The sequence below is a fragment of the Synechococcus sp. CS-197 genome, from assembly GCF_025128215.1.
In the GTDB taxonomy this organism is placed as follows: domain Bacteria; phylum Cyanobacteriota; class Cyanobacteriia; order PCC-6307; family Cyanobiaceae; genus Synechococcus_C.
The window spans coordinates 254,953-271,025 of record NZ_JAHLZC010000017.1 but is presented as its reverse complement, the minus strand read 5'-3'; the positions used below and the strand labels follow the sequence as shown (position 1 = coordinate 271,025).

General features: G+C 55.1%; 15 protein-coding genes. 11 read left to right on the top strand and 4 right to left on the bottom strand.

All coding sequences use genetic code 11. The annotated features are described in order from the left end of the window. A partial coding sequence (locus tag KQ296_RS08445) for a histidine kinase dimerization/phospho-acceptor domain-containing protein (RefSeq protein ID WP_311133864.1) occupies positions 1-833 on the bottom strand: 833 nt, incomplete at its 3' end. 133 nt (positions 834-966) lie between these two features. Between KQ296_RS08445 and KQ296_RS12705 the strand changes: the two genes are divergently transcribed. From KQ296_RS12705 to KQ296_RS08415, 6 genes are all read left to right on the top strand, one after another. Beyond that, positions 967-1,431, top strand: a complete 465-nt coding sequence (locus tag KQ296_RS12705; RefSeq protein ID WP_311133863.1) for a prepilin-type N-terminal cleavage/methylation domain-containing protein — start codon at positions 967-969, stop codon at positions 1,429-1,431. Between the two features lie 368 nt (positions 1,432-1,799). Then, positions 1,800-2,303 (top strand): type IV pilin protein, encoded by a 504-nt coding sequence (locus tag KQ296_RS08435; RefSeq protein ID WP_011933694.1) that lies wholly within the window; start codon positions 1,800-1,802, stop codon positions 2,301-2,303. 14 nt (positions 2,304-2,317) lie between these two features. Further along, positions 2,318-4,294, top strand: a complete 1,977-nt coding sequence (locus tag KQ296_RS08430; protein WP_011933695.1) for a hypothetical protein — start codon at positions 2,318-2,320, stop codon at positions 4,292-4,294. A gap of 128 nt (positions 4,295-4,422) precedes the next feature. After that, the gene (locus KQ296_RS08425) at positions 4,423-4,938 is read left to right on the top strand and encodes a prepilin-type N-terminal cleavage/methylation domain-containing protein (RefSeq protein WP_011933696.1); all 516 of its coding nucleotides are present in this window, start codon (positions 4,423-4,425) and stop codon (positions 4,936-4,938) included. Next, positions 4,935-5,627 carry a Tfp pilus assembly protein FimT/FimU gene (locus KQ296_RS08420; protein WP_011933697.1) on the top strand — a complete coding sequence of 231 codons (693 nt, stop codon included), beginning with the start codon at positions 4,935-4,937 and terminating at the stop codon, positions 5,625-5,627. Before KQ296_RS08425 ends, KQ296_RS08420 begins: the two co-directional genes overlap by 4 nt. Before the next feature lie 235 nt (positions 5,628-5,862). Beyond that, on the top strand, positions 5,863-7,404 hold the full coding sequence (locus tag KQ296_RS08415) for a VWA domain-containing protein (protein ID WP_259726437.1): 1,542 nt from the start codon (positions 5,863-5,865) through the stop codon (positions 7,402-7,404). Positions 7,405-7,423: 19 nt separating this feature from the next. Here KQ296_RS08415 and lepA read toward each other — a convergent pair whose 3' ends face one another. After that, positions 7,424-9,238, bottom strand: a complete 1,815-nt coding sequence (lepA, locus tag KQ296_RS08410) for a translation elongation factor 4 (RefSeq protein ID WP_011933699.1) — start codon at positions 9,236-9,238, stop codon at positions 7,424-7,426. Between the two features lie 181 nt (positions 9,239-9,419). Here lepA and KQ296_RS08405 point away from each other — a divergent pair, with 181 nt between their 5' ends. Next, a complete protein-coding gene (locus KQ296_RS08405; protein WP_011933700.1) occupies positions 9,420-11,417 on the top strand; it encodes an alkaline phosphatase in 1,998 nt (665 codons plus the stop codon). Positions 11,418-11,430: 13 nt separating this feature from the next. Here the strand turns inward: KQ296_RS08405 and KQ296_RS08400 are convergent, their stop codons facing one another. Together KQ296_RS08400 and KQ296_RS08395 are read right to left on the bottom strand one after the other, a co-directional pair. Beyond that, entirely contained in the window at positions 11,431-12,963 is a 1,533-nt protein-coding gene (locus KQ296_RS08400) for a carboxypeptidase M32 (RefSeq protein ID WP_011933701.1), read from the bottom strand. Positions 12,964-12,970: 7 nt separating this feature from the next. Next, positions 12,971-13,213 carry a hypothetical protein gene (locus tag KQ296_RS08395; RefSeq protein WP_011933702.1) on the bottom strand — a complete coding sequence of 81 codons (243 nt, stop codon included), beginning with the start codon at positions 13,211-13,213 and terminating at the stop codon, positions 12,971-12,973. Between the two features lie 72 nt (positions 13,214-13,285). Between KQ296_RS08395 and KQ296_RS08390 the strand changes: the two genes are divergently transcribed. The 4 genes from KQ296_RS08390 (at position 13,286) to KQ296_RS08375 (ending at position 16,073) form a co-directional block, all read left to right on the top strand. Continuing rightward, entirely contained in the window at positions 13,286-13,567 is a 282-nt protein-coding gene (locus KQ296_RS08390) for a 4a-hydroxytetrahydrobiopterin dehydratase (RefSeq protein WP_011933703.1), read from the top strand. Between the two features lie 37 nt (positions 13,568-13,604). Then, positions 13,605-14,696 carry a GTP-binding protein gene (locus KQ296_RS08385; RefSeq protein ID WP_011933704.1) on the top strand — a complete coding sequence of 364 codons (1,092 nt, stop codon included), beginning with the start codon at positions 13,605-13,607 and terminating at the stop codon, positions 14,694-14,696. 52 nt (positions 14,697-14,748) lie between these two features. Next, complete coding sequence (locus tag KQ296_RS08380) at positions 14,749-14,895, top strand: hypothetical protein (protein ID WP_011933705.1); 147 nt, start codon at positions 14,749-14,751, stop codon at positions 14,893-14,895. A gap of 134 nt (positions 14,896-15,029) precedes the next feature. Beyond that, positions 15,030-16,073 carry an extracellular solute-binding protein gene (locus KQ296_RS08375; RefSeq protein ID WP_011933706.1) on the top strand — a complete coding sequence of 348 codons (1,044 nt, stop codon included), beginning with the start codon at positions 15,030-15,032 and terminating at the stop codon, positions 16,071-16,073.

Here is a 16,073-nt window from a genome sequence, read left to right as displayed (position 1 = left end):
GGCTGCAGTTGCAGCCGGCCGGCATCGCAGCGGGCCAGTTCACGCAGGGAGGTGAGCAACTGGCCCATCCGCCTGGCCTCCCCCGTGATCGAGTTCACCGAGTCCCGGGCCGGATCAGAGAGCACCTGGCGCTGCAACCGTTGGCTGTGGCCGGAGATCACCGTGATCGGCGTGCGCAGCTCATGGGCCACCCCATCCACAAACGAGCGCTCCCGTTGCCAAGCCGCTGCCAGGCGTTGCTGGAGATTGTTGAAGGCCTCGGCGATCGCACGCAGTTCCTGGGGCTGACGGCTGGGATCGAGCAGGTGCTCACCAAGGGTGTCGGCCTCGAGAGCCTGGAGCTCCTGATCGAGATCATTGAGGGGCAGCACCAACCCGCGCTTCAACACGGGCCGCAGGAGCAGGGAAGTGAACAGGATCGATGCGCCGGCGGCGGCCACCAGCAACATTTGCGAGAACTGCTGCTGCTGCAGGGAGGCCGTCACGTCTTGGCGCAGCTCAAGCAGACGGCGCTCATTGTTCGGCAATTGCAAGCTGGAGCGGCTAAGCAACCACTGCTGGCCGGATGGCCCTGGTTGGAGCGTGGGCGACTGCAGCTCACCATCAGCGAGCACCCGCGCTTCCAAGCCCAGGGAACCGAGGGGTCCAGCGTCCAAGGCACCGGTGGAGGCCTGCTGCAGCAGGGATGCCGCCAACTTCAGGTGTTGCTGTTTGCGTTGGAGATCTCCTAAGGCCGCATTCACCAGCAGCAGCAGCACATAGCCGGCAATCACCGAAAGCAGAGCAGTGGACTGAAGCCAACCGCGCAGTGATGGCAGAACGGTGCGCCGCAAAAGCTGAGAGCAACCCTAAGAACCTTCTTAGGAAGCTTTAGCCGTTCCTTCCTGTACGAACCATGAGAAAAGGAGATGGTGAATCCGTGAGCACCACAGGTGCCAAGACCTTCACCCAATCCACGGACCAGCCATGACCACTCTCAACAGCCGGCTCCAGCTGGCCATGCTCAACCGCAAAAAATCACGCAATCTGCTCGAGAAGGGCTTCACCCTGGTGGAGCTGATGATCGTGATTGTGATTGTTGGAATTCTGTCTGCAGTCGCACTTCCCAACTTCCTCAGCCAATCCAACAAAGCGCGTGCAACCGAAGGAAAAATGCAGGTTGCAACCATTCTGAAACAAGCAGGCTCCCTGTATGTTGAAACTGGCGCAATCACTGCAGATAATTGCACAGAAATCGATGATACACTAATCGCAGATTTGAATACCGGCGCACTAGCAGGCAAATACTCACTTTCATCCGACTGCGTGCCTGGCCAAGCGACAATGACAGTCACAGCAGAGGGAGAAAACGACAACTTTCCAGATGGAACAGGAGCCATCACGTATGACACAGGTGTCACAGCTTTCACCGGATGGGTCAAAAACGAATGATATAGGTTAAGCAAAGGCCCCCTCGAATGGGGGCCTTTTTTGTGCCTCAGCAAACACGACTACAAGCCTCGACTGAACCTCACAACAAAAACACAAATACGCAGATAATCACTATATGAGCGTTTTAAAGAATCTGAGGTCAAAATAACTCTACAGCACTCACGAGTGCAAATTGTCACTGGCGGAGCCACTCATCGCAGTTTCTGTCATCGGCATCCTCGAAGCAATCTCGCGCCCGAACCATATCAATAAAGTGCCGCAATCAAGACATTCACCCCAGACGTTTCTACAAATAATCACACCAAACACTCAGATCAACAAACCAAACATGAGCAAGAATGAACATAGCTCAGTGATTGTTGCACGACATGCCAAAGAAAGACACGACGGGATTCACACTCACCGAAATGCTCGCAGCGGTCAGCATTTTAGGCATCTTGACATCAATCAGCCTCCCAATATTTAGCAACCAAGTAGCCAAAACCAGGCAAGGCGAAGCAGAGGCCCTTCTCGTACAACTTCAAATCAGCACGATGGCTTATATCGATGAATTCATGGTCCCACCCACGCATTGGGGAGACCTGAGCCGGATCTCGACAATCTTGACTGAAAGTGGCCCGATTGAAGCGAGCACCGCAAATGCTAAAGGCGGAGATGCACTTTCAACAGAAATAACCATCCCAAGCGGTAAGTACACAATCAAAGCAACACCAGGCAACAATTTTCTATTTGAAGCCGTCTCCCAGCTGGAATCTCACAAAGGCGAAAATCGCTTCAACGTGATTGCCTGCATCAACACAAAAAATGGTGCATCAGATCTGACCAAAGGAAATGACACAACCGCAAATCAAAGCTCATTGACTTGCGGCTAAAAAAATTCAATACAATGAAACCATTCATCCTAAAAGCAGCACGCAAATCAGCACCGAAACAAGAGCAAGGCGTGGCTCTTGTACTCACATTGATGATGGGAGCGTTACTGGTAGGCGGCACAAGCGCGCTAGTGCTTCGGCAGATCATGGCCAGGAAACTGGGCGCATCGGAAAGTTACCAACAACTTGCTGAGAATGCTGCGATGACCGGTTTAAATCGCATCATGGGAGAGCTCAACAACCCCAACGGCAATCAATATCTGGGATATCTCTACGCAGTGCAACACAACAACGGAATCGATCCTTTGGACCCGGACGATGACCAATGGGGATGGATGAACCCCGGCAGCGAAGCCTTCCCAATTGCAGGCATCTGCACTGAAACTCTGGACGCTGAAGCTCAGCCAAAGAGGATCACCATTGACCCAGACAGTGAACAAGCGGCATCACCAGAAGTTGCCATCCAACAGCCTCAACAGATCAAAAGTTTACGCGAACAAGACCTGGGCAATATCCAAACGTATTATCGATTGCGATCCTACAAAGTAGAGCTTTCCAATAATACAAATGTAAATGGTGCAGCTGGAGAATTGCAAATTGAAGGGATTGTGAAGCGTTCCGAATCAGACAACACGGCACAGGGCGTTGATGTTGCCAAATCGCTCCTACTGAGAACTATTTATGTTCGATCAGCCGTAGCTGGCGATCAAGACTGGTCTGTGATTGCTGCAAAAAATATGTCGCTGGGCAACACTCAAATCAACGGTCCCGGGCTGGTCACACTCAATCTTGATGACAACAACAAGGATGCATTTCAAAGCAACGGAGGCTGCGATGGGAGGCTGCAGAGCATCAATGCTTCACCCGGGTCACTCAGCATTGATCAAGTTTGGCCCAAAAAGAATAACGAACCACCAAGCGGAAGCACTCTTTTTCGAATCAATAGGGAAGAGTATTCAAATTTAAGGTCAGTCGACACGATGCCAAACGATACTGATAACATCAGAATCTGGGCTTTTGATGATTCACCAGACATCAGCCAAAGTTTCAGCATTGAAAACGAAGATGATGAAGACAATCCGATCGTGGGCTCAATTAATGCTTCAACCCTTCCGTGCGGCGACGTTGTCTGCACAAGGCCCCATGTGATGGCAGCGCAATTCCAGAATTATCAATATAGCCCGGGGCAACAAATCAATCAATTCATCAATAACCAAAATCAAAGTGACCAGGCGCCTAGCCAGAGCAACTTTGATACCTATACTCAATCGCAGGGAACACCCTACACGGCACCAAATGGAATCAACACCTCAGGCGATACAATTGTCCTTACAGAAGACGATTTGTGCAAAAACAGCAGCTCAGAGAAAGAATGCCATGTATATATAGAAAGGATCAATCTTACTTCTAAAAAAGTACGGTTTGAAGCGAAAAATAGGCCAATTATCCTGCATTTAGAACCACCTGAAACCTGCGATCAAGATCCAAGTCGCTGCTGGTCGAGCTTAGCCACTTATCAAATCAAGGCAACTGGAAGCAGCGAGCTCTGCGCCTACACAACAAGCTCATCACAATGCGCCGAAGAACAACCCGATCAATTTGTAATCACAGCAGATACCTCTCGCCAAGCAAGCGCGACATGCCCGAGTGCTCTCAACCCAGCGTCAGCCTATCCTTACTCTAATTACAACACTGTAGTGGCATTTGAGGGCACGAGTTTACCTGCAGCATTAATCAAACTCTCGCAAGGTGCGATTTATGCGATTGACAGCAGCAGCGAAAACAAAGCAAGCTTCAACGGTCTGCTATGGGCAAACACAATCTGCGCCAACAATCTAAAACTCAAAACAGCAACGAATGATGGAACGTCATTCGTGAACCAGGCCAATGAAACATGGGGATGGCTTCAGAACAAAGGATTTTCGGGTTACGGGAGAGAAGTCTATCGAGGAATCCGCGGCAGCAAACTCGATACATTCATTCGTTGGTAGTCATGCTTACTCCCTCAGATGATTAACAGAGATTACTCAGACAATACCAACTCAGAAAATTGATGGACTGCTTACGATCAAATTTAAATCATTGAATCATTGCAATGGTCACTCAGCGATAGGTGAAGATGGTGACATGTCAGGCAGATGCTCACAAGCGACACAAGACCCAGGGCTTCACGTTGGTGGAAGTTCTGGTGGCTGGTGTGATCATGGCAGCTGTCATGGCCGCATTTGCACGGTTCAATATGCTCGCGCTTGCCAACAGTCGATCTCAAGAGATACGCGCGAACTTGGAAATGACGATTAACAATGATGCGCAAGAGCTACAGAGGTACGACACCCAACTCTCCTATGCATCTCTCAGCAATCCTGATACGGCCTGCGCCAACCCATTGCAATATCTCGCTCAGCATCTCACAGACAATGCACCCGCTCCTGTCAGCCCTATTCCAGGGTTCAAGATCACAAGAGAGTTCATCCACGACATATCAACCAATGCCTACACACTCTATGCAAAATATACATTTGAGAACTACAAGAGCCTAAATACCTTATCCCTTGGACCAGAGCACAGAATTTTTGAAATCAGCCCAAACTTTGCTTCCCAATGTAACCCACTGCAAAACGCATCGAACCCATGAGAAATATTATAAACTCTCCCAAAAATGCTGATGGCTTTACCTTAACAGAAATGATTGTGGCAATGCTCATTGTTGGGCTCACCACAACATGGGCCATGCCACAATTCACCAAGAGGCTTCAACAGTCTGAGATTGATCAATACCAGAATCAGGTGGAGTCAGGTTTTTACAGCCTCCGCGCAAAAATCGGACAAACAAAGTCCTCCTGTGAGGTCAACATGCCACCAGAAACATTCAACACCTATCAGCCACCAGAAAAAACGCTTGAGTTCACGTCATCAAATGGAGCGATTGCGAATAGCGATCGGCTGATCTGTTGCAACACCGAAATCCTGTCGTTATCGAACTCGAACAACCCCTGCAAAGACGGGCCAGTCATCCCACAATCTGCGGGTGGACCCTTTCGATTCATGGTCACGGAACGAAGTGGCAGTGAAAACGTACGAATACGATTGGATATCTACGACGAGCAAGCAAAAACATTTAAACCTGTTCGATTTCATGAATTAACCCCACCTGGAACCACCGCTAGCGGAAGTGTTTTGTTGGTAAGGCTGCAACACGCCAAAGACCTCGAACGCGAAACCCCCCAATTAATCGAGCGCTGTCTGATGGTGTTACCAACTGGAACCATCAAGCGCGGGAACTGGTCTCAATCCACATCGCAATGCGTCCTATATGGACAATAAACATTACTAACAACCCCGATCACGAAATTCTCAGGCAAAGCTTTTGAAGGTCTCACAACGACAGCATCAATCTGCGAGACACTGAAAAGAGTTCAAGATTCCTAGTCCTACCACTAGGATTCCTGCCAGCAAGAAGGCCATGAAATCAATTCACGCGTTCATGCCAATTCAGAGACGCAGACTATGTTGGCGCCAACAAAAGCGAGCAACACAAGGCTTTGGCTTGAATGAGTTGATGATCTCACTTGCGGCGGGGACATTAATCGTTGGCGCTTCAGGTCTTGCATTACGCAGTACGGGTTCGATGCTGGATCAGTCGACGAATCTAACGACGCTCAGACAAAATAAAGTCAATGGGTTGCGCCTGATGCGCGCAGAAATTGAGCGAAGTGATCACCTCTTGCTTCGAGAAGGAACCAAGGCAGGAACAGTGCTCGACCTGAATCATCCGGATTATGAAAGCACCATTAAAGAATGCAAGGAGCAGGCAGGCGAGGTGATTAAACAGGATGGAAGCACCGAAGGAGATATTAAATTCACGCCATTTTTCGGTGTGATGATGAATAGCTCAAAGCCGATCCTCTATGGCATCAGTCTCGATAGCAGTGGACGTTCTTACAACCTTCAACGCTGCGGAGTCCCCATTGGGATTGATGGAAGCTACTCCGATGCAAGCGAAACATTCCTTGCCAGTGTTATCACACACATCAAACCAACAGGTTGTGATGACAACAGCTCCAATAATTGCGAAACGAAGACGCTGCAAGACACACTCAACAGCATGCAAGTGGCATTTACCGGCACTCTTCATTCCGGCAACAGAAGCAACAAAGAGCCCTATTTTCACATTCAATCTGATGAGAATTATAAACTCATAAAAATTGTCGACAGCTCAGTGCGAACGCCGCGATACAACGATGAAGTTGCCAGCGACTCTCCTCTTTACTTCACGGCATTTGCCCGTGCGGATAAGCAATGGTTCCAAACGGCTGATAGCGATACAAATTCGGGAAATTATGGTCTTTGGAGCATCAACCCGAATCAGGAAGAAGGGGCTGATGGATCAGATACTGCAATCCAGGCAGGTTCTTTCTTCCCGCCCATCACCAGCAAAAATGTTCGCTTTGTAGTAGATGGATCTGGATCAATGTCAGCCTGCGTGATGTGGGCTGAGGGGTACGATCGACGCCGCACCTTCTACGACCCAGGCCAGGGCTATTTCACAACAAGTAGAATTTGTGCTCTCACAAGAATGGAAGCGCTGATTGCTGAATTAACAGCGATTCTTGAGCTCCTTCCCGATGACACCAAAGTTGGTGTACGCGCATTCAGTTCCGGTGGTTATGCCAATCACAAACGTTGGACTGCTTTTGGTGATGAGCTGACGAGTCTCAATCAGATCAAGAATGGAAAAACAGCACGACAGTCGGTGATCGCCTTTGTGAACACATTGGACGATGACTCCCCGAATCGATGGGGAGGCACAGATCCATGGGACGCCATGCAAGCCGCTTTCGATGATCAAGAAACAGACACGTTGTATTTCCTCTCAGACGGGAAACCCAATAAAGATCGCAACGGTGGCAGCTGGCGCAGAAGCGATTACGAAAGAACTGCAGATTATTACGCTGATCTCAATCGTGGAAGAACACACAACGGCGAAAGCAGACCTCTGGAAGTGAACACAACATCACTTGGTCTGACTTCTGACTGGATGAAAATGCTCTCAGAAAAAACAAGTGGGATCTACAACGAGGTCAATGAAGACAGTCTCTGATTCAGAGTCTTAAGCAACATCAAGGACTGTCGTTCAATTTCAACACCGCCATGAAGGCCTCTTGGGGCACATCCACCTTGCCCATGGCCTTCATCCGTTTCTTGCCTTTGGCCTGTTTCTTCAGCAGTTTCTTCTTTCGGGAGATGTCACCGCCGTAGCACTTCGCCAGCACATCTTTGCGAATGGCGCTGATGCTGGTGGAGGCAATGATGCGGCTACCGATCGAGGCCTGCAAAGGAATCTTGAACTGCTGGCGGGGAATCAGTTCCTTCAGTTTCTCCACCAAAGCCTTGCCCACGTTGTAGGCCTTATCGCGGTGCACGATCGTGGTGAGGGGGTCAGCGCGCTCGCCGTTGATCAACACATCCAGGCGCACCAGTTCGTTCTTGCGATAGCCGATCAGGTGGTATTCCATCGATGCATAGCCCTGGGTGCGCGTCTTCATCTGATCGAAGAAGTCGGTCACCACTTCCGCCAGTGGTAATTCATAAATCAAGGTCACCCGATCGGTGGTGATGTATTTCATGTCGAGATACTCACCGCGCCGTTCCTGGCACAGGCCCATCAGCGCACCGTTGTAATCATTTGGCGCGTAGATCTCCATCTTCACGTAAGGCTCTTCAATCGACTCACGCTTCTGCGGATCGGGAAGGGTGGCGGGGTTGTCCACCATCACTTCCGTGCCATCGATCATGTTCACCTTGTAAATCACCGACGGTGCGGTGACTATCAGATCGAGGTCGTACTCCCGCTCCAGGCGCTCCTGCACGATTTCCATGTGCAGAAGGCCCAGGAAACCGCAGCGGAAGCCGAAGCCCATCGCACTGCTGGTTTCCGGTTCGAACTGCAGAGCTGCATCGGAGAGCTGCAGCTTGTTGAGCGCTTCGCGCAGATCCGGATACTGGTCGGCCTCGGTGGGGAACAGGCCGCAGAACACCATCGGTTTGGCCTCGGTGTAACCCGGCAGGGGCTCATCCGCCGGCGCATTCAGCAGAGTGATCGTGTCGCCCACGCGGGCATCGGCCACGGCCTTGATCGAGGCCGCCAGGTAGCCCACTTCACCGGCGTGGAGCTCATCCACCTTCTTCTGATCCGGCGCCATGATCCCGATTTCATCGAGCTCATAGGTTTTCTTGCTGGCCATCAACAGCACCTTGTCTTTGCAGTTGATGCGGCCGCTCATCACCCGGAAATACACAATCACGCCCCGGTAGGGGTCGTAATAGGAGTCAAAGATCAGAGCTTTGGTGGGTTCCTCCACCGCATCTTTCGGCGCCGGCACCCGGTCCACCACCGCCTGCAGAATCTCGGGCACTCCCAACCCTGTTTTGGCCGAACAGGGAATGGCCTTGCTGCAGTCGAGCCCGATGATCGCCTCAACCTCTTCCTTGATGCGATCGGGGTCGGCACCTGGCAGATCGATCTTGTTGAGCACGGGAATGATCTCGAGATCGTTCTCCAGCGCCAGATACACATTGGCCAGGGTCTGAGCCTCCACCCCCTGGCTGGCATCCACCACCAGCAGGGCACCCTCACAGGCCTGGAGACTGCGGCTCACCTCATAGGAAAAGTCCACGTGGCCGGGGGTGTCGATCAGGTTGAGCACGTACTCCTCCCCGTCGGCCGCCGTGTAGTTCATGCGCGCCGCCTGGAGCTTGATCGTGATCCCCCGCTCCCGCTCCAGATCCATGTTGTCGAGGAACTGCTCCTGCATGTCCCGATTGGCCACCGTGCCGGTGTCTTGCAGCAAGCGATCGGCCAGGGTCGACTTGCCATGGTCAATGTGGGCAATGATGCAGAAGTTGCGGATCCGTGAGACGGGGGCGTCGGTCATGCGGTTGGCGGAATCCCGGCTCGGGCTGATTTCTTCAATACACCAATCTTAGGGAGCCACAGCCTGCGAGCCGCTGCCTTGTCGCTGCCTGCTTCCGCACTGCCGTCACGGTTCCATGACGCGCAAAACACAGCAGCATCAGTGTTCGGTCATTACGTTTCAAACATCGATGTTCTGAACGATGACCGCCTTCACAGGAGTGGCAGCCGGTGATGCAACGCAGCAATCAGCCATTTTCTGGACGCGGGTGGAGAGCAACAGTTCCCTGATGAATCAGGAAGGTGGCCGTCCAAGGATCAAGAACGGTGCTGTGAGGAGAAGGAATGCGTCTGGCCAAACCAGCACAGCAATTCCATTGATTCTTGAAATCGCCACAGACGAGCAATTCCGCAATGTGATCGCCCGGAAGGACGTTAAAACCGACCCTGCCCGTGATCACATCGCCAAAACCGAGGTTGATGGTCTGAGCCCAGGAACAGATTACTTCTACCGCTGGAAATATTCCACTCCGATCCTCACGATGTTGGGGATGATTTCCGGGCTCAGAGGCAGGGATCCAGAGGATTGGATGCCCTCCAACTTCGGTGTTGTTTTGTCTTCGCTCGACGAACCGAACCCAACCATGCGCACCACGATCGACCCAAGATCAAGAACCATGATCAGTCGCGTGGGCCGTCTCTCCACCACGCCGGAGAGGCAAGCCGATGTGGCCGTGCGCTTCGGCCATTCCGGCGACGCAGATGGGCTGTTTGCGCCTTACCTGGCCATGCAGAACCTGGTTGAGCAAGACTTTGACTTTTTCTTCAATAACGGCGACACCATTTACGAAACAGCGTCTGATCTTTCTCCCGCAGTGAGTGCCTCTGAACTTGCCGTGAGAGGAGAAATCACCCAGAACAGACTTCTACAGGACTACTACACGAAGTATCGGGAAACCCATCAACCTGTTTCCGAGCTGATTGATGGCAACACCAATCCCTTTCCAAGCCTCAGTGATTTCTATGCAGCGCAGGGGAATTTCACCACTTGGGATAACCATGAAACGGGCAATCGCCAGCTGCAAAGTGGCGGCGCGCCCGCCTCACTCGCCGCCTTGCCGGAAACGCAGGGCGGTCGTCCCCGCGGCGGAAGCAGTCAAACCAGTGACGACGTGAACACCAGCGGCCGCTACGTGAATCAGCTGCCCAGCTTCCGCACGATCCAGCAAGCCTTCATCGACTACCAGCCGATTGACCCACCGCTGATCGACGCACCCGACGATCCCCGCAGCCACGGCACCCGACAGCTTTACAACGCCCGGCAGTGGGGGCGCCATGCACTCGCGATCAACCTCGACACCCGCAGTTATCGAGACGCCAGGCTCTACCTTCCAGACCAGAGAAGTGATGACAGTGGAGAGCGCGCTGACAATCCCGCCCGCACCATGCTCGGCGCCACGCAACTCGCCTGGTTGAAGCAAACGCTGCTCGATGGTCAGGCCAACGGAACCACCTGGACCGTGATCAGCACAAGCGTGCCGATTGATCAGGTTGCACCACCGGGTGCCTTCATTGAAGCCAGCGGTGCTGCCGCTGCAGACAATCCCGATTTCTACAACCTCAACCTCTTTGATGACGGGAAAGGTTGGTTTGGTGGTTATCGATCGGAACGCGATGAAATCCTCCGTTTCATCGCTGACAACAACATCCGAAATGTTGTGTTCCTGGCATCCGACCAGCATCTCGTGCGTGTGAATGAGGTGCGTTACGCGCCCGATCCAGCCAACCCTCAGCAGATGCAGCAACTGCCCGGGGTGTTCTCGATGGTGACAGGGCCCATGGGGGCCGGTGGCCCCGATGTGATCACGGATCACTCCTACGCCAACATTGAGCAGATTTCAGATTTCATCGCTGACACCCAACGGGAGCTCGGCGTGGATCCGCTCGGGCTAGACCCGGCCTATCCAGGACTTCACGATGTTTGGCGTGCGGGCAATCCCGATGCCGACATCGACCGTTCACCGGCTGATTTTCACTCTCCAGACACCTTCAATTACGCCGCTTTTGCCATCGGCACCGATGGCGTTCTTGATGTTGAACTCTTGGGCATTCCCTCCTATCTGCCCAACACATTTCCAGGCACCGAGGCCTTTACGCCAGAACCGATTCTCAGCTTCAGCATCACGCCAGATCTGAGCTAACGCTGGGCTCTCTTCAAGACAACGCCAGCAGCCGCTCGATCTTGGATTCCAGATAGCGCAGGAACGGTTCACTCGAGAGAGGGCGTCCTGTGACGCTGGCCACCAGCTGCTCGGCGTTGAGCGCCCGGCCGATTGGATGCACCGCCTCCCGCAGCCAGCTGAGCACAGGCTGGAGATCATCCCGGCGCACATGCTCTTCCGGTGCCCCGATCGCCGTCTCCATGGCTTCACTGATCTGGGCACTGATCAGATGGCCCAGCAGATACGACGGGAAATAGCCGAACAAGCCCTCGCTCCAGTGCACATCCTGCAGGCAGCCTTCAGCGTCGTCCGCTGGTGTCACCCCCAGCAGTTCGCCGTAACGGCGGTTCCACTCGCTCGGAAGCGCTTCCACCTCCAGCCCCTGCTCAAGCAAGGCCAGTTCCAGATCCGTGCGGATCAGGATGTGCAGGCCGTAGCTGAGCTCATCCGCTTCCACCCGGTTGCAGCCGGGTGCCATCGGATTCATGGCTCGCCAGAGATCGATGGCGTTGGCGATCGGTGCTCCCGCAGCGGCGAAACGCGGCCACCAGTGCTCGGCAAACGGCTGGCTGCGGGCTACCCGGTTTTCCCAGAACAACGACTGGCTTTCATGCACCGCCATCGACGTGGCCTGGCCAAGGGGCCAGGCAAACCATTGGTGGCTGGAGGGGGGCAGGCCCTGCTCATAGAGGGAATGCCCCCACTCATGGGCGGTGGCCAGAAAGCAGGAGAGGGGCTGTCCAGCAACCACCCGGGTTGTGATCCGGAAGTCCCGTGGCCCCAGGGTGATCGAAAAGGGATGGGGCGAAGCCGCCACGCAGGTGATTGATTCGTCCCGTCCCCAACACTTGAGCAACTGATCACAGAGATCCTGCTGGGTGGCAGCCTCCAGATCCCAGCTCAACGCGGTGGGCCGCGGCCCGCCCTGGAGCTGGCCGAGTAGTTCAGGCAAGCGCTGGCGCAACGGTGCGAACAGCTCCTGCAGCCTGGCGAGGGTGAGGTCGGGCTCAAAGGGCTGGGCCAGGGTTTCCCAGCAGGAGCGAGGTTCCGCCAGCTGGCGCGCCTGCTCCTGGCGAAGAGCCACCATGCGCTTTAGGGAAGGAGCGAACTGGTCGAACGCTGAGGCAGCCTTGGCCTGCTGCCAGCACTCGTAACCCTCCGACTTGGCCACGGCGATCGCCGACACCAGATCGGGATCGAGGGCCTGCTGCCTGTGCAACTCCTGCTCCAACAGATCCAGATTCCTGGCCTGGGCAAGCCGCTCCGCCTCAGAGGTCTGTTCAGACGACGCTTGCCAGGCCTGCCGCGCCTCCCCAATCAAGGCCGCGTAACGCTCACAGCTTTGGCGCGCGTGCAATTGACGGGCCAGAAGAGCCAGCTGTTCACCGCGCCAGGCCGCACCGCCGCTGGGCATCCGTGTGTTCTGGTCCCAGTAGAGCGTGCTCTGGATCGAGCCCAGCAGCTGCGTTTCCCGGAGGTAATCACCCAGCGAGGTCCAGGCCGAGGAAGGAACGTCGCGCGTCATTCAGCCATCAGTCCCGGCGGCAATAGCCACCACCCACATCCATCCAGCCTGCCGGACAGTCCTCCCCCATCGCCGGCCTGAGGGTGTAGGTCATCAACCCCAAGGCACTGCACTTGCCATTACCCATATCGATGTATCCCATCGGGCACTCACTGGCGATGCGCTTCACGACCCTCTGGGCCTGCCCGCGGGGGGCTGCCACCACCAAGGCCGCCGGAATCAGCAGTGCGATCAACAACCTCTGAACCATGTTGTTCACCCGAAGTTCCAACGCACTCCTTCCCAGCCACGCTAGGGGTGACTTCAGGATCAGATCGAGTTCATGGCCTCCCTACTGCCGCAGAGCGAACGCGAGACGCTCAGCAACACCCTGCCTCACTGGCAGGTTGAGGCTGGGCGTTTGAAGCGGAACTGGCAATTCAAGGATTTCAGCGAAGCGTTCGCCTTCATGACGCGGGTGGCCCTGCTGGCCGAGGCGATGCAGCACCACCCCAACTGGAGCAACGTCTACAACCGGGTGTCGATCGAACTCACCACCCACGACCTGGGCGGGCTGAGTGATCTGGATGTTCAGCTGGCCCGGTCCATCGACGCCCTTTGCTGACAGCTGCCACGATGGTGGCAAGCGCAGAGATCCCTGAATGACAGGCACAGCTCAGCCGGCCAGCACCGTGCCAGTGACCATTCTCACTGGGTTTCTCGGAGCTGGAAAAACCACGTTGCTCAATCACATCCTCACCAACCAGGACGGCCTCAAGACAGCCGTTCTGGTGAATGAATTCGGAGAGATCGGGATCGACAACGATCTGGTGGTGAGCTCCGGCGACGACATCGTCGAGCTCAGCAACGGCTGCATCTGCTGCTCGATCAATGGCGAGCTGCTCGAAACGGTTGATCGCATCCTCGAGCAATCCAAAGACCTGGATTACCTGGTGGTGGAAACCACCGGGCTGGCCGATCCCCTCCCCGTGGCCATGACATTCCTTGGCAGCGAACTGCGGGATCAAACACGCCTTGACTCGATCATCACGCTGATTGATGCGGAGAATTTCGGCGAGGAGACGCTCGCCAGCCAAGTGGGGCGCTCCCAAGTGATCTATGGAGACATCCTTCTCCTCAATAAAACCGACCTGGTGGATGAAGCGCGCCTCAAGTCCATTGAGAGCACCCTGCGGGAGGTGAAGACCGACGCGCGGATTCTGCGCTCGCAAAAGGGGGAGGTTCCCCTTCCGCTGCTCCTGAGCGTGGGCCTGTTCGAATCGGATCGCGTGGTCAGCGCTGCTGAGGATCACGACCACAACCACAACCATGACCACGATCACAGCCATGACCATGGGCACAGCCACGCTCACGGACACAGCCATGATCACGGGCATAGCCATGATCATGACCACGGTCACGACCATCAGTCGGCGGATCACCTCGCGATCGAAGGTTTCACCTCCCTGTCTTTCCGCAGTGACGGCCCCTTCGGCTTGCGCAAGTTCCAGAACTTTCTCGATAATCAGCTTCCAGACAGCGTGTTCCGGGCCAAGGGCATCCTCTGGTTCAACGAGAGTGAACGGCGGCACGTGTTCCATTTAGCTGGCAAGCGCTTTTCCATCGACGACAGCGACTGGACTGGAGAGCGCAAGAATCAGTTGGTGCTCATCGGTCGCGATCTCGACCACGACACCCTGCGCAACCAACTCCAGGCCTGCGTTGCCAAGGACGCCGGGCAAGGTTTCGGCTGATTGCACCACTTTCGGCCAATGTGATTAGGCTGACAACCAACGTGGAGAAGGAATGGTGGAACTTCTTGCAGCGGGCAGCCTGCTGATCGCTCTTGGGCTGGCCTTCTGGCTTCTCCTTGATTCCGACGATGACAACGGCGGCGGCGGCTTGATGGAGCCCACCCTTGTGCCCATTCCGGTGCGGCGCAGCGACCGTTGATCACCCGTCACAAACTTGAGCGAACCCCGCCACCAGCGGGGTTTTTTTTATGGCTTGGCGCGAGCCCAGAGCCCAACAACCAAAGACCGCGCACTTATTGCGTATGATTCTCAAATTCATTTAGTCACAACGCCATGCGCAAGTTTCCCCAGCTCTTGAAACGCGGCCGAGTCGCTGGCCTGCCCCTGCTCCTGACAGCGACAACCCTTCTGGCCTCCTGCAGCCAACAGGGCCAGCAGTCTGAAATCGGCGTGTATTCCGGCCGTCACTACAACACCGATCAGAGGCTTTACGACCGCTTCACCGCCGAAACAGGCATCAAGGTGAAGCTGCTGGAGGCCAAGGATGACGCCTTGATTCAGCGGCTGCGCACCGAAGGCGACACCTCACCTGCCGACGTGCTGATCCTTGCTGATGCCGCACGCCTGGATCAGGCCGCCGATCTCGATCTGTTTCAACCCGTGCGTTCCGAGGAACTGGATGCGGCGGTGCCCGCGGCGTTGCGCGATCCCAAGCAACGCTGGTTCGGACTCACCCGCAGGCTGCGCACCCCCATGATCAACACCGCCTCAGTGCAACCCGAGGAGGTGGATCGCTACCAGAAGCTGGCTGATCCTGGGTTGAAAGGCCGCCTCTGCCTGCGCAACCGCCGCAGCGTTTACAACCAATCGCTGGTGGCCTTCATGCTCGATCGCGATGGAGAAGAGGCCACCGCCCAGTGGATCCGCGGCATGGTCGCCAATCTCTCCCAACCGGTGTTCAGCAGTGACACCCCAATGATTCGGGCCGTGGCCCAGAACAAGTGCGGTGTCGCGCTCGCCAACAGCTACTACCTCGGACGTCTCCAGGCTGGCGACAAAGGGGAAGCAGACCGCAAGCTCAGCGAAGCGGTGACCGTGGTTTGGCCCGAGCCGGTTCACGTGAACATCACCGGTGGCGGTGTGACCCGCTCCAGTCGCAACCCCAAAGCCGCCACCCGCTTCCTGGCCTTCCTGGTCGCCAGCGAAAACCAGGGGGGCTACGCCGCGGCCAACCACGAGTACCCCATCAAGGGCATGGGAGACGATCCGGTGCTCAAGGCCTGGGGCCCCTTCCGCCAGGCTGATGTGTCGGCCGCTCGCCTCGGTGAACTCAATGGCAAAGCTGTGGAACTGATGAGTGCCAACGGTTGGCAATGA